Annotated in this window: 13 protein-coding genes; 2 read left to right on the top strand and 11 right to left on the bottom strand. The window is 69.2% G+C overall.

Annotated features, from left to right (window positions below):
• Positions 1-28: 28 nt before the first annotated feature.
• The 5 genes from rpoN to SYV04_RS11055 all read right to left on the bottom strand — a co-directional run bounded on the left by rpoN (position 29) and on the right by SYV04_RS11055 (position 4,582).
• Positions 29-1,543 carry an RNA polymerase factor sigma-54 gene (gene rpoN / locus SYV04_RS11035; protein ID WP_321545649.1) on the bottom strand — a complete coding sequence of 505 codons (1,515 nt, stop codon included), beginning with the start codon at positions 1,541-1,543 and terminating at the stop codon, positions 29-31.
• Between the two features lie 274 nt (positions 1,544-1,817).
• Positions 1,818-2,561: an LPS export ABC transporter ATP-binding protein gene (lptB, locus tag SYV04_RS11040; RefSeq protein ID WP_321545650.1), complete on the bottom strand. Its 744-nt coding sequence runs from the start codon at positions 2,559-2,561 to the stop codon at positions 1,818-1,820.
• Positions 2,558-3,070: an LptA/OstA family protein gene (locus tag SYV04_RS11045; protein WP_321545651.1), complete on the bottom strand. Its 513-nt coding sequence runs from the start codon at positions 3,068-3,070 to the stop codon at positions 2,558-2,560. The genes lptB and SYV04_RS11045 overlap by 4 nt, the downstream gene beginning before the upstream one ends.
• Entirely contained in the window at positions 3,067-3,612 is a 546-nt protein-coding gene (locus SYV04_RS11050) for a hypothetical protein (protein ID WP_321545652.1), read from the bottom strand. The genes SYV04_RS11045 and SYV04_RS11050 overlap by 4 nt, the downstream gene beginning before the upstream one ends.
• Positions 3,613-3,625: 13 nt before the next feature.
• A complete protein-coding gene (locus SYV04_RS11055) occupies positions 3,626-4,582 on the bottom strand; it encodes a lysophospholipid acyltransferase family protein (protein WP_321545653.1) in 957 nt (318 codons plus the stop codon).
• Positions 4,583-4,602: 20 nt separating this feature from the next.
• Between SYV04_RS11055 and astB the strand changes: the two genes are divergently transcribed.
• Positions 4,603-5,925, top strand: a complete 1,323-nt coding sequence (astB, locus tag SYV04_RS11060) for an N-succinylarginine dihydrolase (RefSeq protein ID WP_321545654.1) — start codon at positions 4,603-4,605, stop codon at positions 5,923-5,925.
• Positions 5,926-6,130: 205 nt separating this feature from the next.
• Here the strand turns inward: astB and SYV04_RS11065 are convergent, their stop codons facing one another.
• The 4 genes from SYV04_RS11065 to SYV04_RS11080 form a co-directional block, all read right to left on the bottom strand.
• Positions 6,131-6,580 carry an SMI1/KNR4 family protein gene (locus tag SYV04_RS11065; RefSeq protein WP_321545655.1) on the bottom strand — a complete coding sequence of 150 codons (450 nt, stop codon included), beginning with the start codon at positions 6,578-6,580 and terminating at the stop codon, positions 6,131-6,133.
• On the bottom strand, positions 6,577-8,091 hold the full coding sequence (gene sitA5 / locus SYV04_RS11070; protein WP_479691437.1) for a SitA5 family polymorphic toxin: 1,515 nt from the start codon (positions 8,089-8,091) through the stop codon (positions 6,577-6,579). The genes SYV04_RS11065 and sitA5 overlap by 4 nt, the downstream gene beginning before the upstream one ends.
• A gap of 18 nt (positions 8,092-8,109) precedes the next feature.
• Complete coding sequence (locus SYV04_RS11075) at positions 8,110-10,728, bottom strand: O-antigen ligase family protein (RefSeq protein ID WP_321545657.1); 2,619 nt, start codon at positions 10,726-10,728, stop codon at positions 8,110-8,112.
• Between the two features lie 95 nt (positions 10,729-10,823).
• Entirely contained in the window at positions 10,824-11,444 is a 621-nt protein-coding gene (locus SYV04_RS11080) for a hypothetical protein (protein ID WP_321545658.1), read from the bottom strand.
• Positions 11,445-11,546: 102 nt separating this feature from the next.
• Between SYV04_RS11080 and SYV04_RS11085 the strand changes: the two genes are divergently transcribed.
• Positions 11,547-11,819, top strand: coding sequence for a hypothetical protein (locus tag SYV04_RS11085; protein ID WP_321545659.1), 273 nt, complete (start codon positions 11,547-11,549; stop codon positions 11,817-11,819).
• 55 nt (positions 11,820-11,874) lie between these two features.
• Here SYV04_RS11085 and SYV04_RS11090 read toward each other — a convergent pair whose 3' ends face one another.
• Both SYV04_RS11090 and SYV04_RS11095 read right to left on the bottom strand, forming a co-directional pair.
• Positions 11,875-13,176 carry a UDP-glucose dehydrogenase family protein gene (locus tag SYV04_RS11090; RefSeq protein WP_321545660.1) on the bottom strand — a complete coding sequence of 434 codons (1,302 nt, stop codon included), beginning with the start codon at positions 13,174-13,176 and terminating at the stop codon, positions 11,875-11,877.
• A gap of 105 nt (positions 13,177-13,281) precedes the next feature.
• Positions 13,282-14,256 carry a nucleotidyltransferase family protein gene (locus tag SYV04_RS11095; protein ID WP_321545661.1) on the bottom strand — a complete coding sequence of 325 codons (975 nt, stop codon included), beginning with the start codon at positions 14,254-14,256 and terminating at the stop codon, positions 13,282-13,284.
• Positions 14,257-14,487: the final 231 nt, after the last annotated feature.

Here is a 14,487-nt window from a genome sequence, read left to right on the forward strand (position 1 = left end):
GCCGGCACCTCCTCGTCCAGGCGCTACCTCAGAAGTAGCGCTTGCGCTTGCTGCTGGGGAGGATGCCCAGCACCTCGCGGTACTTGGCCACCGTGCGCCGGGCGATCTCCGTGCCCTGCGCCTTGAGCAGCTCGACGATCTTCTGATCCGAGAACGGGTTGCGGGGGTCTTCCTGCGACACCAGCTGCTTGATGTGGTGCTTCACCGCCTCGCTCGCCGTGTCCTCTCCGGACACGCGGGCAATCGACGAGTTGAAGAAGTACTTCAGCTCGAAGATGCCCTGCGGCGTGTGGACGTACTTGCTCGTCGTCACGCGCGACACGGTGGACTCGTGCATCCCGATGTCCTCGGCCACGTCCCGCAGGATGAGCGGCTTGAGGTGGGCGATGCCCTTGTCCAGGAAGTCCCGCTGGAACTTGATGATGCTCTCGGTCACCTTGTAGATGGTGCGCTGCCGCTGGTGGATGGAGCGGATGAGCCACTGCGCGCTGCGCAGCTTGTCCTGGATGAACTCCTTGGTCTGCCCCGGCGACACCGCGCCGTTCTTCAGCGCGTTCCGGTACGCCCCGGAGATGCGCAGCTTCGACAGGCCGTCGTCGTTCAGCACCACCGTGTACTCGTCCCCCATCTTGTAGACGAACACGTCCGGGGTGATGTACGGCGCGTCATCCCCGCTGAAGTTGCGGCCCGGCTTCGGATCCAGCTTGGGCAGCAGGCGCGTCGCCGCCACCACCTCTTCCAAGGGCACCTTCAGCTCCTTGGCGATGGCCGGCAGGTTCTTGCTCTCCAGGTACTTCATGTACCGCTTGATCATCAGCCCCAGCATCGGGGAGTACTTGTCCTTCAGCGCCTGCACCTGGATGAGCAGGCACTCCTGCAAGTCGCGCGCGCCGCAGCCCTTGGGGTCCAGGTTCTGGATGCGCCGCAGGGTCCGCTCCGCCACGTGCATGGGCACGTCCGCCTCGTTGGCCAGGCGAATCAGCGGATCGCCCTCCACCTCGGGCAGCTTCAAGTAGCCGTCATCATCCAGGTTGCCGATGATGAGCAGCGCCACCCGGCGCTCGGCGTCGTTGAGCTTGAGCATCCCCATCTGCGTCTGCAGGTGGTCGAACAGGTCCTCCTTCTTGACCAGGTTGGCCTCGAAGGACGGCATGTCCTCGGTGGCCACGTTGCCCCGGTTGGAGGGCGTGCTCTGCTCGTTGAACTGGTAGCTGTTGAGGTACGCCTCCCAGTCGATCTCCGGCGGGTTGTCCGAGTCACCCTTGAACTCCGGGGTGCTGTCGCCCACCATCGAGGCTTCCTGGTCCCGGGGCACCTCGATGTTGGCCGCCTCCAGGGAGGCCTCGCCCGGCTCCTTCTCCGCCACATCCAGGGGCGCCTGCTCGTCCGGCTGCTCCAGGAGCGGGTTCTGCTCCATCTCCTCCCGGACCTGCTCCAGCAGCTCCATCCTCGACAACTGAAGGAGCTTGATCGCCTGCTGCAGCTGCGGCGTCATCACCAGCTGCTGCGAAAGCTTCAGGCTTTGCTTGAGTTCCATCGCCATGGACTAGGGCTCCCCACCGACACAAAAGGTGTCCCTGACGACTTCCCCAATCAAGGACCGTGCCAAACTAGCAAGACCCCCTCCATTCGTCTAGTGCCCACGGGTATGGCCCCTTGCTTGCATTAGACGATTTCCATAATCGAATCATGGATTTAGAGGACTCCTCAGGTCTCCCGGGAGGTGTTCACCCCTTGACGCAAAGGGTGGGCCAACTTGCTGGGCAAGCGTGCTTGGAGCTCCACGGACCCGCTCTGAAGGCCCCTGGGGAAGGGCCCTAGGGAGACTGCAGCCGGAAGCGCTCTCCCAGGTAGACGGCGCGGGCGCGGGGGGAGGCGGCGATCTGCTCCGGAGTGCCCTCCTCGAGGATCTGCCCCTGGGCGATGATGTAGGCCCGGTCGCAGATGCCCAGGGTGTCCTGGACGTTGTGGTCGGTAATCAGCACGCCCAGGCCGCGCCCCTTGAGCAGCGAAATCTGTCGCTGGAGGTCCCCCACGTTGATGGGGTCCACGCCGGCGAAGGGCTCGTCGAAGAGGATGAAGCGGGGGTTGGGGATGAGCGAGCGGGCGATCTCCGCGCGCCGCCGCTCGCCGCCCGAGAGCGTCTCGCCCAGGGCGTCGGCCACGTGGCCCAGGCCGAACTCGTCGATGAGCTCCTTGGCCCGGGCCTCGCGCGCCTTCTTGTCGAGGCCCTTCTGGAGCTCCAGCACGGCCAGGAAGTTCTGGCGCACGGTGAGCTTGCGGAACACCGAGGCCTCCTGCGGCAGGTAGCCGAGGCCGCGCCGGGCACGCCGGTGCATGGGCAGGTGCGTGAGGTCCTCTTCCTCCACGCGCACCCGGCCGGCGTCCGGGGTGACGAGGCCCACCACCATGTTGAAGCTCGTCGTCTTCCCGGCGCCGTTGGGCCCCAGGAGGCCCACCACCTCGCCCTGGGCCACGTTGAAGGAGACGCCGCGCACCACCTGGCGCTTGCGGTAGCTCTTCTGGAGCCCCTCGGCCCACAGCCGCGCGCCGCCGCTCATGGCCGCTTCGCGCCTCCCTTGCCCTTCTTGGGGGCCTCGGGGGCCGTTTCGATGACGATGCGCGCGTTCTCCACCTCCACGCGCTCGCTGCCCAGGGTGAGGCGCACCTTGGTGCCCTTGAGGAACGTGGTGCCCTGGCGCGCCTCGGGCGAGCCCGTCACCACCAGCACCCCACTGGGCACGTCGTACTCGGCCTTCTCGCCCCGGGCGAAGCGGTCCCCGTCCTGGGCCTGCACGCCGCCGGTGCATTCCACGCGGCGCACCTCGCGCGACTCCGTGTAGAAGGCCTCCATCTTGTCGCAGCGCAGCTCCAGCGTGCGGTGCTTCACCTGCACGTTGCCCGTGAAGGTGGCCGAGCTGCGGCCGCCGCTGATGAGGTTGGCGGAGATCTCCACCGGGTCTCGCAGCGGCGCCGACCCGAGCAACTGGGGACGCGTGCCACCGTCGGCCCCCGCCCCGGGAGAGGCGGGCTGCACCACGAAGAAGGCCATCGCGAGGAACTCGATCACTTTGCCCCTCCCACCACGGTCTCTGTTGCTCCTTCGAAGGTGAAGTTCCCGTCCGGGAAGGACAGCTCGAAGGTGTCCGCCCGAAGGGCGTAATCCGGCCCCTGCACCGCCACGCCCTCGCGCCCGCCCGCCTTCTTGCCAGCGGCGTCATAGGTGCCCCGAGGCGTGCGCGCCACCAGCCCGTCGGCGGTGCGGACGACGACGCCTCCGGAGGCCACGAGCTGGCGCGAGGAGAGGCTGCCTTCCATGACAGGCGCTCGAATCTCCATGCCGCCCTGGGGCGCGGAGGGCATCCGCTCGGTGTCACGCCGGCCCGGCATGCGCAGCAGGGTGTTGGTGGCCATCACCGCCCCTTCCGAGCGCTGGTACGTCAGGCGCTCGGCCCGCCCGGCCAGGACGAGCTGGTCTCCCTCGAAGGACTGGAGCTGGACTCCTCGGAGCACCACCTGGGGCGGTGGCTCGGAGGCACCCGCCCCGTCCCGGCGCGGGCCACATGCGGCCAGGAGGGCAAGCAGGCTGGAGAGCAGCAGGAGGCGCGGCACGGGGCTCTTCCTATCACTGGGTGGGCACGGGCGCCTCGGCTCCCGTGGGCAATGTCGCGGGTTGACCTTCCGGGCGGGTCTTCCACCGCTGGTGCATCCACACCCACTGCTCGGGGGTGCGGCGGATGGCCGTCTCGATGCAGCGCGAGAGGGTGGCCGTCAGCGCCAGCGCCGCCGCCTCCCGGTCCTCCTCGGCGGGTGGGGAGACCTCCTCCATGGTGAGCCGGTAGCCCGGGCCCTCGCGGTGGCAGAAGCCCACCACCACGGCGGCGCCAGTGCGCAGGGCCAGGTCCGCGGCGGCCCGAGGCGTGGCAGCCAGCTCTCCGAAGAAGGGGACGAAGAAGGACTGCACCTTGGTGTCCTGGTCGATGAGCAGGCCGAGGATTTCGCCGTTCTTCAGCGCCCGGAGCATGTGCCGCACCGCGCCGTCCTGGCCGCGCCAGATGCTGCGCACCCCGCCCCGCTCCCGGAAGCGCCCCACGAGCGCGGTGAGGCGCGGGTCCGAGGTCTCCTTGGCGATGCTCTGGCAGGGGAAGCCCTCGGAGGCCACGCGCCGGGCCAGCAGCTCCCAGTTGCCCACATGGCCGGAGACGAACACCACGCCCTTGCCCCGGGCGAGCGCCGCTTCCAGAACGCGCCGGTCCGCCTCGGGCCAGGCCACCAGCGGCTTGAGCTCCTGGTCGAGCGCGGCGGTGCAGCCCACCTCGAAGAGGGCGGCGCCCAGGTGGCGGAAGGAGGCGCGGGCCAGGGCGAGCCGCTCGGCCTCGGACTTCTCCGGGAAGGCCCGGGCGAGGGACTTGAGCGCCTTGCGCCGCTCGCCGCCGGCCACGAGGAAGGCGAGTGTCCCGAAGCGCACACCCAGCCACCGCGCCAGCCCGAGGGGAAGTGGGTGGACGAGGGCCAACGCGGCCCGCACGAGCAGGTAGCGGAGGAAACGCTTGAGCCGCTTTGCTAAGGGTGGGCGCTCCACAGCAGCGGTTCTATATCCCAATGCGCGAGTACAACTTCGACGGTCTCGTTGGCCCCACCCACAATTATGGTGGCCTCTCGGTCGGCAACCTGGCTTCCACCACCCATGGGGGCCAGGCCAGCTATCCCCGCGAGGCGGCGCTCCAGGGCCTGGAGAAGATGCGCTTCGTCTCGGGGCTGGGGGTGGGCCAGGCGGTGCTGCCGCCTCAGCCGCGCCCCTCGCTGAAGACGCTGCGGTTGCTGGGCTTCAGCGGCACGGACGAGGAGGTCATCACCCGCGCCGCCCGGGAGGCCGAGCACCTGCTGCGGCTCACCTCCAGCGCCGCCGCGATGTGGACGGCCAACGCCGCCACCGTGGCGCCCTCGGAGGACACGGCGGACAAGCGGCTGCACCTGACGCCCGCCAACCTCCAGCAGATGTTCCACCGGGCCATCGAGGCGGAGACGACGCACTCGGTGCTGCGCGCCATCTTCGCGGACGAGGCGCGGTTCGCCGTCCACGCTCCCCTGCCCGGCGGAGGGCACTTCGCCGATGAGGGGGCGGCCAACCACACCCGCCTCGTGACGCCCGGGCACGCCGCGGTACACCTGCTGGCGTGGGGGCGCAGCCCGTGGAAGGACATTGTCGGGCCCAAGCGCTTCCCGGCGCGGCAGACGCTGGAGGCCAGCCAGGCGCTCGCGCGGCTGCACCAGTTGGACCCGGAGCGCACCCTGTTCCCCCAGCAACACCCGGAGGGCATCGACTCGGGAGCCTTCCACACGGACGTGGTGGCGGTGGGCAATGGCAGCTTCCTGATGCTGCACGAGCTGGCGTTCGCGGACGCGCCAGGCCTGCTGCGCACGCTGCGGGAGAAGCTGGGCGAGGGGTTCACCTCCATCACGGCCACCGAGGCGGAGCTGCCGGTGAAGGACGCGGTGAAGTCGTACCCGTTCAACTCGCAGGTGCTCACCTTGCCGGACGGCGGCATGGCCATCGTGGCCCCGGTGGAGTGCCAGGAGACGGAGACGGCGCGGCGCTTCCTCGAGCGTGTGGTAGCCGAGAACAACCCGGTGAAGCGGGTGCATTACCTGGACGTGCGCCAGTCGATGAACAACGGCGGCGGCCCGGCGTGCCTGCGCCAGCGCATCTGGCTCACGGAGGAGGAGCGGGCCGCGGTGAAGGCCAACGTCTTCTACTCCCCTGCCCTACACGAGTCGCTCGCCGCCTGGGTGAGGAAGCATTACCGGGAGACGATGTACGCGAAGGATCTGCAGGATCCGAAGCTCGCGCGGGAGACGATGACGGCGCTCGATGAGCTGACGGGCATCCTCCAGCTCGGCAGCGTTTACGACTTCCAGCGCTGAGACGCATGTCCGGCCGCCCCCCGAGGCACACGCTCGGGGCTGGTGGCCTGAACGGTGGAGCTGACGCACCTTTTCAGGAGAGGAGGTGCGTCATGGGCGACGCGGGATTCCTGACCTTGATCATGGTGCTGGCCGTCATCTGGTACGCCTCGATGCGGATGCACATGCCCCACCTGCACCACTGAGCGCCGAGCTCAAGGCACGCTCAGTCGTGCAGGCCCGCCAGGAAGTCCGAGAAGCTTTCCGCCAGCGGATAGAGATCGCACTCGACCGAGACGAGGACAATCCGAGGAGGGAGGGAACCCTCCCTGTAGTCGAAGCACACGGACTCGCCCCCGGGAGTCGAGGCGAACGGATAGATCCCCTTGGGAACATGCGGCTTCAAGGCTTGATAGACGCCAAGCGCCAGGTATCCCTCCCGCCCCTCGTCCCGGGTGACGGTCAGCAGTTCGTTGATTGCGCTTTCCGATGTCGCGCCAACGCTGAAGACATTGGGCTGAGGTGTCATGCCTTGGTACTCGCTCACCAGTTCCTTGTACTCTTTGGGGAGAGTGACACCCCACTCCCGCTCGAGCGCCTCGATTTCATGAGGCTTCGCGGCTCGGGGCTCACCCCAGACGTAAGGCCGCCAGACGATCTCGCGGTTCCGCGTCATCTCGGGTATCCCCCGCCCCAGATCGCCATGCCGCCCGTATGAGGAATGGAGAGCCGGTGCTCCCCCTCTAGGATGAGCTGCATGCGCCCGACGTCCTGATGGTGATGCCACCTGTAGCCAGCTGGCGCCGTATTCAACGTGGGGAGCGTGCCAGCCTCGGCTCCGGTGAACCCCAACTGTTTCGCAAGCCCTGAATCCTGTTGGATGGCTTGGGAGAGCCTCTCATTCGCGGCCCTGAAGTGCGCCTGGGGCTTCCCAGTCCCTATATGCACATCGTCGATCAGGGTTTCGAACTTCGGCTCGAACTCTGGGAATCCATCCTTGTCGAAGCGGAGGGTGTTCCTGCCGTCAGTCATCGTCTGCCCTGCGCGGTTCCTTCCCAGGTTCGGAATAAGAGTTGGAGGCTCCCGCGTCCGCTTGAAGGGCAGAATCTGTCCCTCCTCGGTCAAGCGGGGCTTACGCCAGGACTCGATGGAACTCAGCCGGTACTTCGCGGGAGAGGGCGTGCCTTGGCCTCTACCACTCATGCCCTGGTGGGTCATGGCCAGAGCGTTGGGCGCCATGGAGACAGTCAGGATACGGCCCGTCACCTTGACGGTATGCACCTGCCCCACCGCTGATAGCACCAGGCCGCTCTCCGTCGCCGCCATGCGCGAGGCCTGGGTAAAACCCGGCAGGTTCATCCCCCCCAAAGCCTTGCCCCCCGCGGAGCCCAGGGCCGCTGTGGCGACCATGAGCAGCAGCCGAGTGACTTTCTCCCCCATGACCCGTCCATAGCGCTCACCCGCCTCGCGAAGTTCAGAGAAGGTGCGCGCCTGCCTTGCCTCTCGGTCCATGCGCCTCCAGCCTTCGATGAGGCTGACCACCGTGTCCCAGCCCAGGTAAGCCACCAGGGTCACGGTCAGCGCCAGAACGAACGCCTTGGAGATCGGCTCCGGTAGCACCAGCAGCGTCATGGCCATGGCGATCGAGCTCACCAGGGCCACTCTCAGTTGGGCAGGATCGAGCACCTCGCCCACGACGGCGGTGGTGCCCTCCCAGACGCCTGCTGAAGCCAAGGCGAAGGCCAGCTCTCGCTTCGCTTCATCGGTGAGATAGGGCCGGCCCTCGAGCAGGCTTGCGCAGTCACCAGGGGTACCTTGGCGCTCGCACCATTGGAGGTATTCGCCAACCAGCGCAGCCCGTCCATCAGCCTGTCCGGGACGTCCCCAGGCGATGATGGCGAGTTGCTTCGTGGGCCGAGGAGGCAACATCTCCCGAAGCTCCCGAGCGAGCCGTACCATCGCCGCCTCGTACTCGGCTTGGGTCACCTCGACGGGAGCACGTCGGAGAGAAGGCCGCAGGACGCGTGGTGCGCCGTTGTCTGGATACAAGACGATGCGCGAACCTGTGTCCGTTGCATCTCCGCTTGTAGGCCGCCCGCTGTCCGTGGCGCAGGATGTGGCCAAGAGAACCCAGGCAAGCACAACGTACCTACGCAGGTGCAAGCCCCTCGTCGCCTCCAAGGCCATTCAACAAGTCCCCATGCCCTACGGGCTTTCGGAGCGGGTCCGCAGCAACTGCTCCACGTCCTGCTTGCCGGGATCCTCCATCAGCTGCTGCCGGTGCGCCTCCAGCAACCGCTTCTCCTCGGCCTCCAGGCGCTCCAGCCATGCCTCCCCCGCGCTTCGCGACCCCTCAGGCTGGAGCTGCAGCCCCTTGCGTACAGCCCTCGCCGCGTCGCCCGGGCGGCGCAAGGCCTCCTGGAGCCGCGCCACCTGGAAGTGGGCCTCGGGAGCGGGCTCGAGCCGCGACACCGTCACGTAGCGCTCCAGTGCCCGTCCGAGCAGGCCGTCCCGCTCGAAGCACGCGCCCTCCAGCGCCAGCAACCGGGCCCGCTGCCGGTAGTCCGTCACGAAGCGACTGGACTGGTTCAGCACCTCTCGCGCCCGCCGCGTCAGCCCCGTGTCCAGCAGCTGGCTTGCCAGCGCGAACGACATCTCCAGGTTGCCCGGAAAGCGAGGCAGGCTCTGCTCGAGGAGCTGGATGGCATCCTCGCGCCGTCCTTGTGCCCGGAGGATCTCCGCCCGCAGCAGCACCGGCTGCGGTGCCGCCGGAGCCCGGAGTTCGATCTCGGCACACAGCGCCTCCGCCACCCCCAGCTCACCGCGTCCCACGCGCATGCGCGCCTCGAGCTCCCAGAGCGCGAACACCCCAGGCGCCGCGTCGAAGCGCTCCCGGGCCCAGGCGAGCCAGTCCAGGGCCTGCTCCTGTCGCCCGGGCCGCGAAGCCAGCGCCAGCGCCAGCTGCGCCACCACCGTCGCGGAGTCCGGAGTGAGCGCCCGAAGCTCCTCCACGGTGCGTGTCTGCTCCAGGGCCTCACGCACCAACACGCTCTCGTCTCCCGACTCGTGGGCGAACCGGTACTCCAGGAAGGCCTGGCCGCGACGCCCCAGCGCCAGCAACGCGCGCGCGGCGATGCGGTGCGAGGCCGTATCCGTCGGCCGCAGGTAGAGCGCTCGGTTGATGAAGGCGAGCGCTTCGCCCGCATTCGCCTGGCCCCCCGTGGCATACGCCGAGCCCACGAGGCCATAGAGCAGGTAGTCCGACGGGTGCCGGTCGATGAGCCCCAACGCCCGTCCACGCACCTCCGCCAGCGGCGCCCGGGCGTGAACGAGTCCCGCAAGCTCCGCCTCCGCCGCCATCAACGTGTGCCGCCCTGGCACCAGCGCCACCAGCGCCACCACCGCCACCACCGCGGCCATGCCCATCCCGCGCGTGGCAGGCAGCCTCCACGTCCACCGTGGCGAGCCAGAAGCCTCACGCTCCTCCGGCCGAGCCACCGTGGCGAGCGCCACCCACGCGGCCACCGCGCACGCGGGCAGCTCCAGGCTGAAGTCAAAGAGGTTGTGCAGCCCCAACGCCAGCACCGCCGCGAGCACCGCCAGCTCCAAGCGCCCCAGCCGTGCTCCGCGCATCAGCCGCGTGAAGCCCCAGATGCCTACCGCCAGCAGCACCAGGCCCAGCACGCCGAACTCGGCCCCCAGCTGCAGCACCGCGTTCTCCGGATGCGTGAGGGTGTTGGGGTTGAGCGCCGTCTGGTAGCGCGGGAAGGCGGCCTCGAAGGCCCCACGCCCCATGCCCAACACCGGGAAGGAGCGCGCGGCCTCGGCCATCATCGGCCACAGGTCCACCTTGCTGTGGCGCAGCTTCTCCACGCTGTCCACGCTGGCCGCCTCCGCCACCAGCTTCTCCCACGCCACATAGCCGCCCACCGCCAGCGTCGCGCCGAGCACGAGCAGGGCGAGCGGCCCCCGGCTCCAGGGAGAGGGCACCCGCTCCTCCTCCTCCTCGTCCCGCCGCTTCGCGCGCCGGCGCAACAGCCACACCGCCAGCACCCCCTGGCCGAAGAGGAAGAAGAGGATGCCCGCGCGCGAGAGCGAGAGCAGCACCCCGGCGCCCGACAGCAGCGCCGCCACCGCGAAGAGCACCGTGCGCTCGCGACGCGCGCTGGAGAGCATCAGGCCCAGCCCCACCGTGGCCGACAACGTCAGGAAGCCCGCCAGGTGGTTGGGGTTGCCGAACGGCGTCACCAGCGGCGGCCGCGCGTGGGTGTAGCTCCGCAGGCCCACCAGCTCCGTGAGCCCCAGCAGCGAGTGCAGCAACCCCAGCAGCGTCACCGCCGCCCCGGTGAAGGCCAGCGTGGAGAGCAGCCGCTGCCGCGAGCGCCGCGAGCGGCACACCTCCACCGCCGAGAGGAAGGCCAGCACATAGGCCAGGTGCTTGGCGAGCTCCCGCCACGTGGCCGGCGGATCCAGGGACACGGGCCTCGCGGACGACAGGCCCAGGGGAACGAGCGCGAACTCCCGCAGCGCGGCGGCCTCGGGGCTCACTACCGCGAGCAGCGCCGGAGGGAGCGGGATGAGCTGCAGCAGGCAAAGCACCGCGCTGGCCACCAGCGGCACCGCGAGCAACGGCACATGCAGCGAATGCCCCTGTCGCCGGGCCGCCTCCGCCGCCAGCACCGCCGCCAGGGCCGAGAGCCCCACCAGCGGCCAGAGCGCCCACGTCGCCGCGCCTCCGAGCGCCAGCGGCCCCGAGACGACGAGCCCCGCCAACACCGCTTCTGCGGCGATGCTGAACCGGGAGGTGCGGCGGGAGGAAGGCATGAACGCGCCCGAACTATCTCACGAGCGCACCCGAATGCCTCCTTACCTTCACCTCAGGGAGCAGGCAGACAGGCGGCGCCTCCCTCGTTTCGCGCTCAGAAGGAGAGAGAGGCCACGGTGAGTGCGACCGCGGGGCGCTCCATGTTCCAGCGGTGAACACTGGCGTCGCCCCGGCGCTTGAGCTCCCGCAGCTCATCCTCCAGGCGCGTGCGCTCGCGGAGGAGCTCCTGCCGCTCGGCGCGCGCACCCGAGGAGGCGTTGATGCCCGTGACGATGCCGGCGATGAGCAGCACCACCCCCACGCCGCCCACGATGGTGGTGGCCGCGCCGATGGCGGTGAGCGTGCCGGCGATCTCCGCGGTCGACGCGGCGCCGATGATGAGCAGTGGCAGGCCCACCACCAGCAGCGGCGAGAGCACATAGCCGCTGTAGGTCATCACCACCGCGCCCACCGGCCAGTCCGTGTCCAGGGCCCGGATGCGCGAATTGAGCTCCTCCACCTGCGAGGTCAGCTCCCGGATGCGCGCATCCGGCGCGTTGACCAGGGGCGGCGGGCTGGTCACGGAGCCCGGGGCGGAGCGCCCCTCCGAGCCCGCCGGGGGAGTGGCCTGGGCCAGCAGCCGCACGGAGGAGGGGCGCGACTCGGCGCCCACGGGTGACAGCAGCGAGGCCTGGCCAGGGGTGGCGGTGAGCAGGACGACGACGAGCGACAGCATGGAGTGGATGCCTCCCGGAAGAAGAGCGGGCGGGCGACCCTAGCACCCGAGGCCTCCCGCTTCGCTTGCATCCGGGGTGGCATCTGGCATCTTCCGCCCCCCATGCACCGCTCCGTCGCCACCGCCGTGCTGTCCCTCGCCCTCCTGGCTCTCTCGGGCTGCAAGGGCCCGTGCCGCGAGCTGTCCGAGAAGCTGTGCGAGTGCTCCGCCAACACCCTCGAGCGCGAGGTGTGCATCCGCCGCGCCTCCAACGACGAGGCCTTCATCGAGCCCACCTCCCAGGACGAGGCGGTGTGCGAGCAGCGGCTGGAGACGTGCGACTGCAACAACCTCGAGACCGACGAGGGCAAGATCGCCTGCGGTCTGGCGCGCTGAGCCTCCCGCCTCCGAGGGCGACGGGCGCAAGCCACCGCGCCCGCCCAGGCCCTGCTCAGGAGCGGCCGATCCCCAGGTAGGTGAAGCCCAGCTCGCGCATACGCGCCGGGTCGTAGATGTTGCGCCCGTCGAAGATGACCGGCGCCTTCATCAGCGCCTTCATCCGCTCGAAGTCCGGGTGGCGGAACTCATTCCACTCGGTGACGACGAACAGCGCGTCGGCGCCCTCCAGCGCCTCGTACGGCAGCGACGCGTAGCGGATGCGGTCGCCGAAGTAGCGCCGGGCACTGCGCTCGGCCACCGGGTCGTGCGCCACCACCTGGGCGCCCTTGCCCAGCAGCCCCTCAATCACCTCGATGGAGGGCGCCTCGCGCATGTCGTCCGTCTTCGGCTTGAAGGCCAGGCCCCACACGCCGAAGGTGCGCCCCGCCAGCGAGCCGCCGAAGTGCTTGAGCGCCTTGTGGACCAGCAGCTTCTTCTGCCGCTCATTGGTGCGCTCCACGGCGCGCAGCAGGTCCAGCTCCAGCCCGCTCTCGCGCCCGGTGGCCACCAGCGCCTTCACGTCCTTGGGGAAGCACGAGCCGCCGTAGCCCACGCCCGGGAAGAGGAACGGGTAGCCGATGCGCCGGTCCGCCCCCAGCCCCTTGCGCACGAAGTCCACGTCCGCGCCCACCTTCTCGCAGAGCGCGGCGACGTCGTTCATGAAGGAGATGCGCGTGGCCAACATCGCGTTGGCCGCGTACTTCGTCATCTCCGCCGAGCGCGTATCCATATAGAAGATGGGGTTCTCGGTGCGCACGAAGGGCGCGTACAGCTCGCCCATCATCCGCCGCGCCCGCTCGGAGCTGGTGCCAATCACCACCCGGTCCGGCTTGAGGAAGTCCTCCAGCGCCGCGTTCTCCTTGAGGAACTCGGGGTTGGAGACGACGTCGAACTCCACCTTCGTCACCTGGGCGATGGCCTCGCGCACCTTGTCCGCCGTGCCCACCGGCACGGTGCTCTTGTCCACCACCACCGTGTACTGGCGGAGGGCGCGGCCGATCTGCGCCGCCGCCTCCAGCACGTAGCGCAGGTCCGCGTCCCCGCTCTCGCTCTCGGGCGTGCCCACGGCGATGAACACCACCTGCGCCGGCCCCACCGCCGCCGCCAGGTCGGTGCTGAAGCTCAGCCGCCGCTCCCGCGCGTTCTTGCGGATGAGTTCCTCCAGCCCCGGCTCGTAGATGGGCACCTCGCCCGCGTTCAGCGAGCGGATCTTCCGCTCGTCGATGTCCACGCACGTGACGTCATTGCCCGAGTCGGCGAAGCAGGTTCCCGCGACGAGCCCGACATAGCCCGTTCCGATGATGGCGATACGCATGAGACTCCCCAGACGGCGGATGCTCCCGCCTCATAGCCGGGGAGCGAGGCCAGGGGAAGACATGGGGACCTCTCCCTCCTGCCCGCCCGGCCAGCCGACAGGGGTTTACTGCCCGGTCAGCAGGCGCCGGAGGCGATCCGCACCCCGGATCACCGCCTGGTTGCCCGGCGTACTGACGGGCTCCACCACCAGCCGGTTGAGCAGCTCCCGGGTGGCGCGGCGCAGCGGAGGGCGGGCCGCCTCCACGATGCTGGCCGTGTGGGGAAAGAGCCGCTCGACGATCGACAGCGCGGTGTAGAGGGCCCGCTCCAGCCGCCAGGCCTTGGCGCGCTCCTGGAGCGCCGCCACCTCCAGCGGGCGGGAGTAGATGCCCCCCATCCACGTGGCCCCCGTCACCAGCTCGCGCAGGTCCACGAAGTACAGCCACGGCACCTGGAAGCCCTGGCGCGCGAACTCCAGGCACAGGAGCAGCACCGCATCCTCCAGGTCCGGCCGGAACACCGAGGGCCCATACACCCGCATGGGCTTGGAGCGGTCGAAGACGCCCTGGAGCTCCTCGCGCCGCCCGGCGCCGAGCACGTCCGAGAAGAGGTAGACGGCGGTGCGCCCGTCGGACACCACGCGGGTGGCGCCGCTGTTCAGCTCGTCCTTCTCCGGGCGGAACTGGTGCTGCCCCAGGTAGCCGGCGAACCCGTCCACGTCCATGCGCCGCAGCATCACCTGGATGTCCAGCACCGGCCGGAAGCCCACGTGTGGGTAGAGCGCCTCGGCGAACGCGGCGCCGCCCATCAGCAGCATCTTGCGCCCCTCCAGGTCGTCCACGATGCGCTTGAAGTGGACGAGCTTCATCACGTTGTCGTTGACCGAGCCCTGGTAGATGGAGAGCAGCCGGTCCCGCGCCCACTCCGGCGCGTCGGCGCCCCCACCCATCCGGTACTCCAGGTTGTAGGCCGCCAGCGGCGCCAGGCCCTGAGAGATGGCCCAATCCACGTACTCCTCCCAGGGCGCCGCGCGCAGCGAGCCCTTCGGTGGCTCAAAGGAGGACAGGATGCGGAAGGTCTCGAGCAGGCTCGGAGGCATGGTGGCGCACCTCTAACGAGATAACCGAACAGGAAGCAATGCCGCCGGCAGCCGAGGCCGCTGAAGCCTCTCAAGGAAAACAAGCGCTTACGGCCCAAAGGCAATTCATGATTTACAGTTATACTGCATATTTGCCGACAAAACGGATATTCCCTACTCTGCAGGGCACCTGCCCATAAGGGGGCGGGTACAGGACTTGGGGGTCCTCCTTGAGAGCAAGTTTGCAAGCGA

Source organism: Hyalangium ruber, assembly GCF_034259325.1.
Taxonomy (GTDB): Bacteria; Myxococcota; Myxococcia; order Myxococcales; family Myxococcaceae; genus Hyalangium_A; species Hyalangium_A rubrum.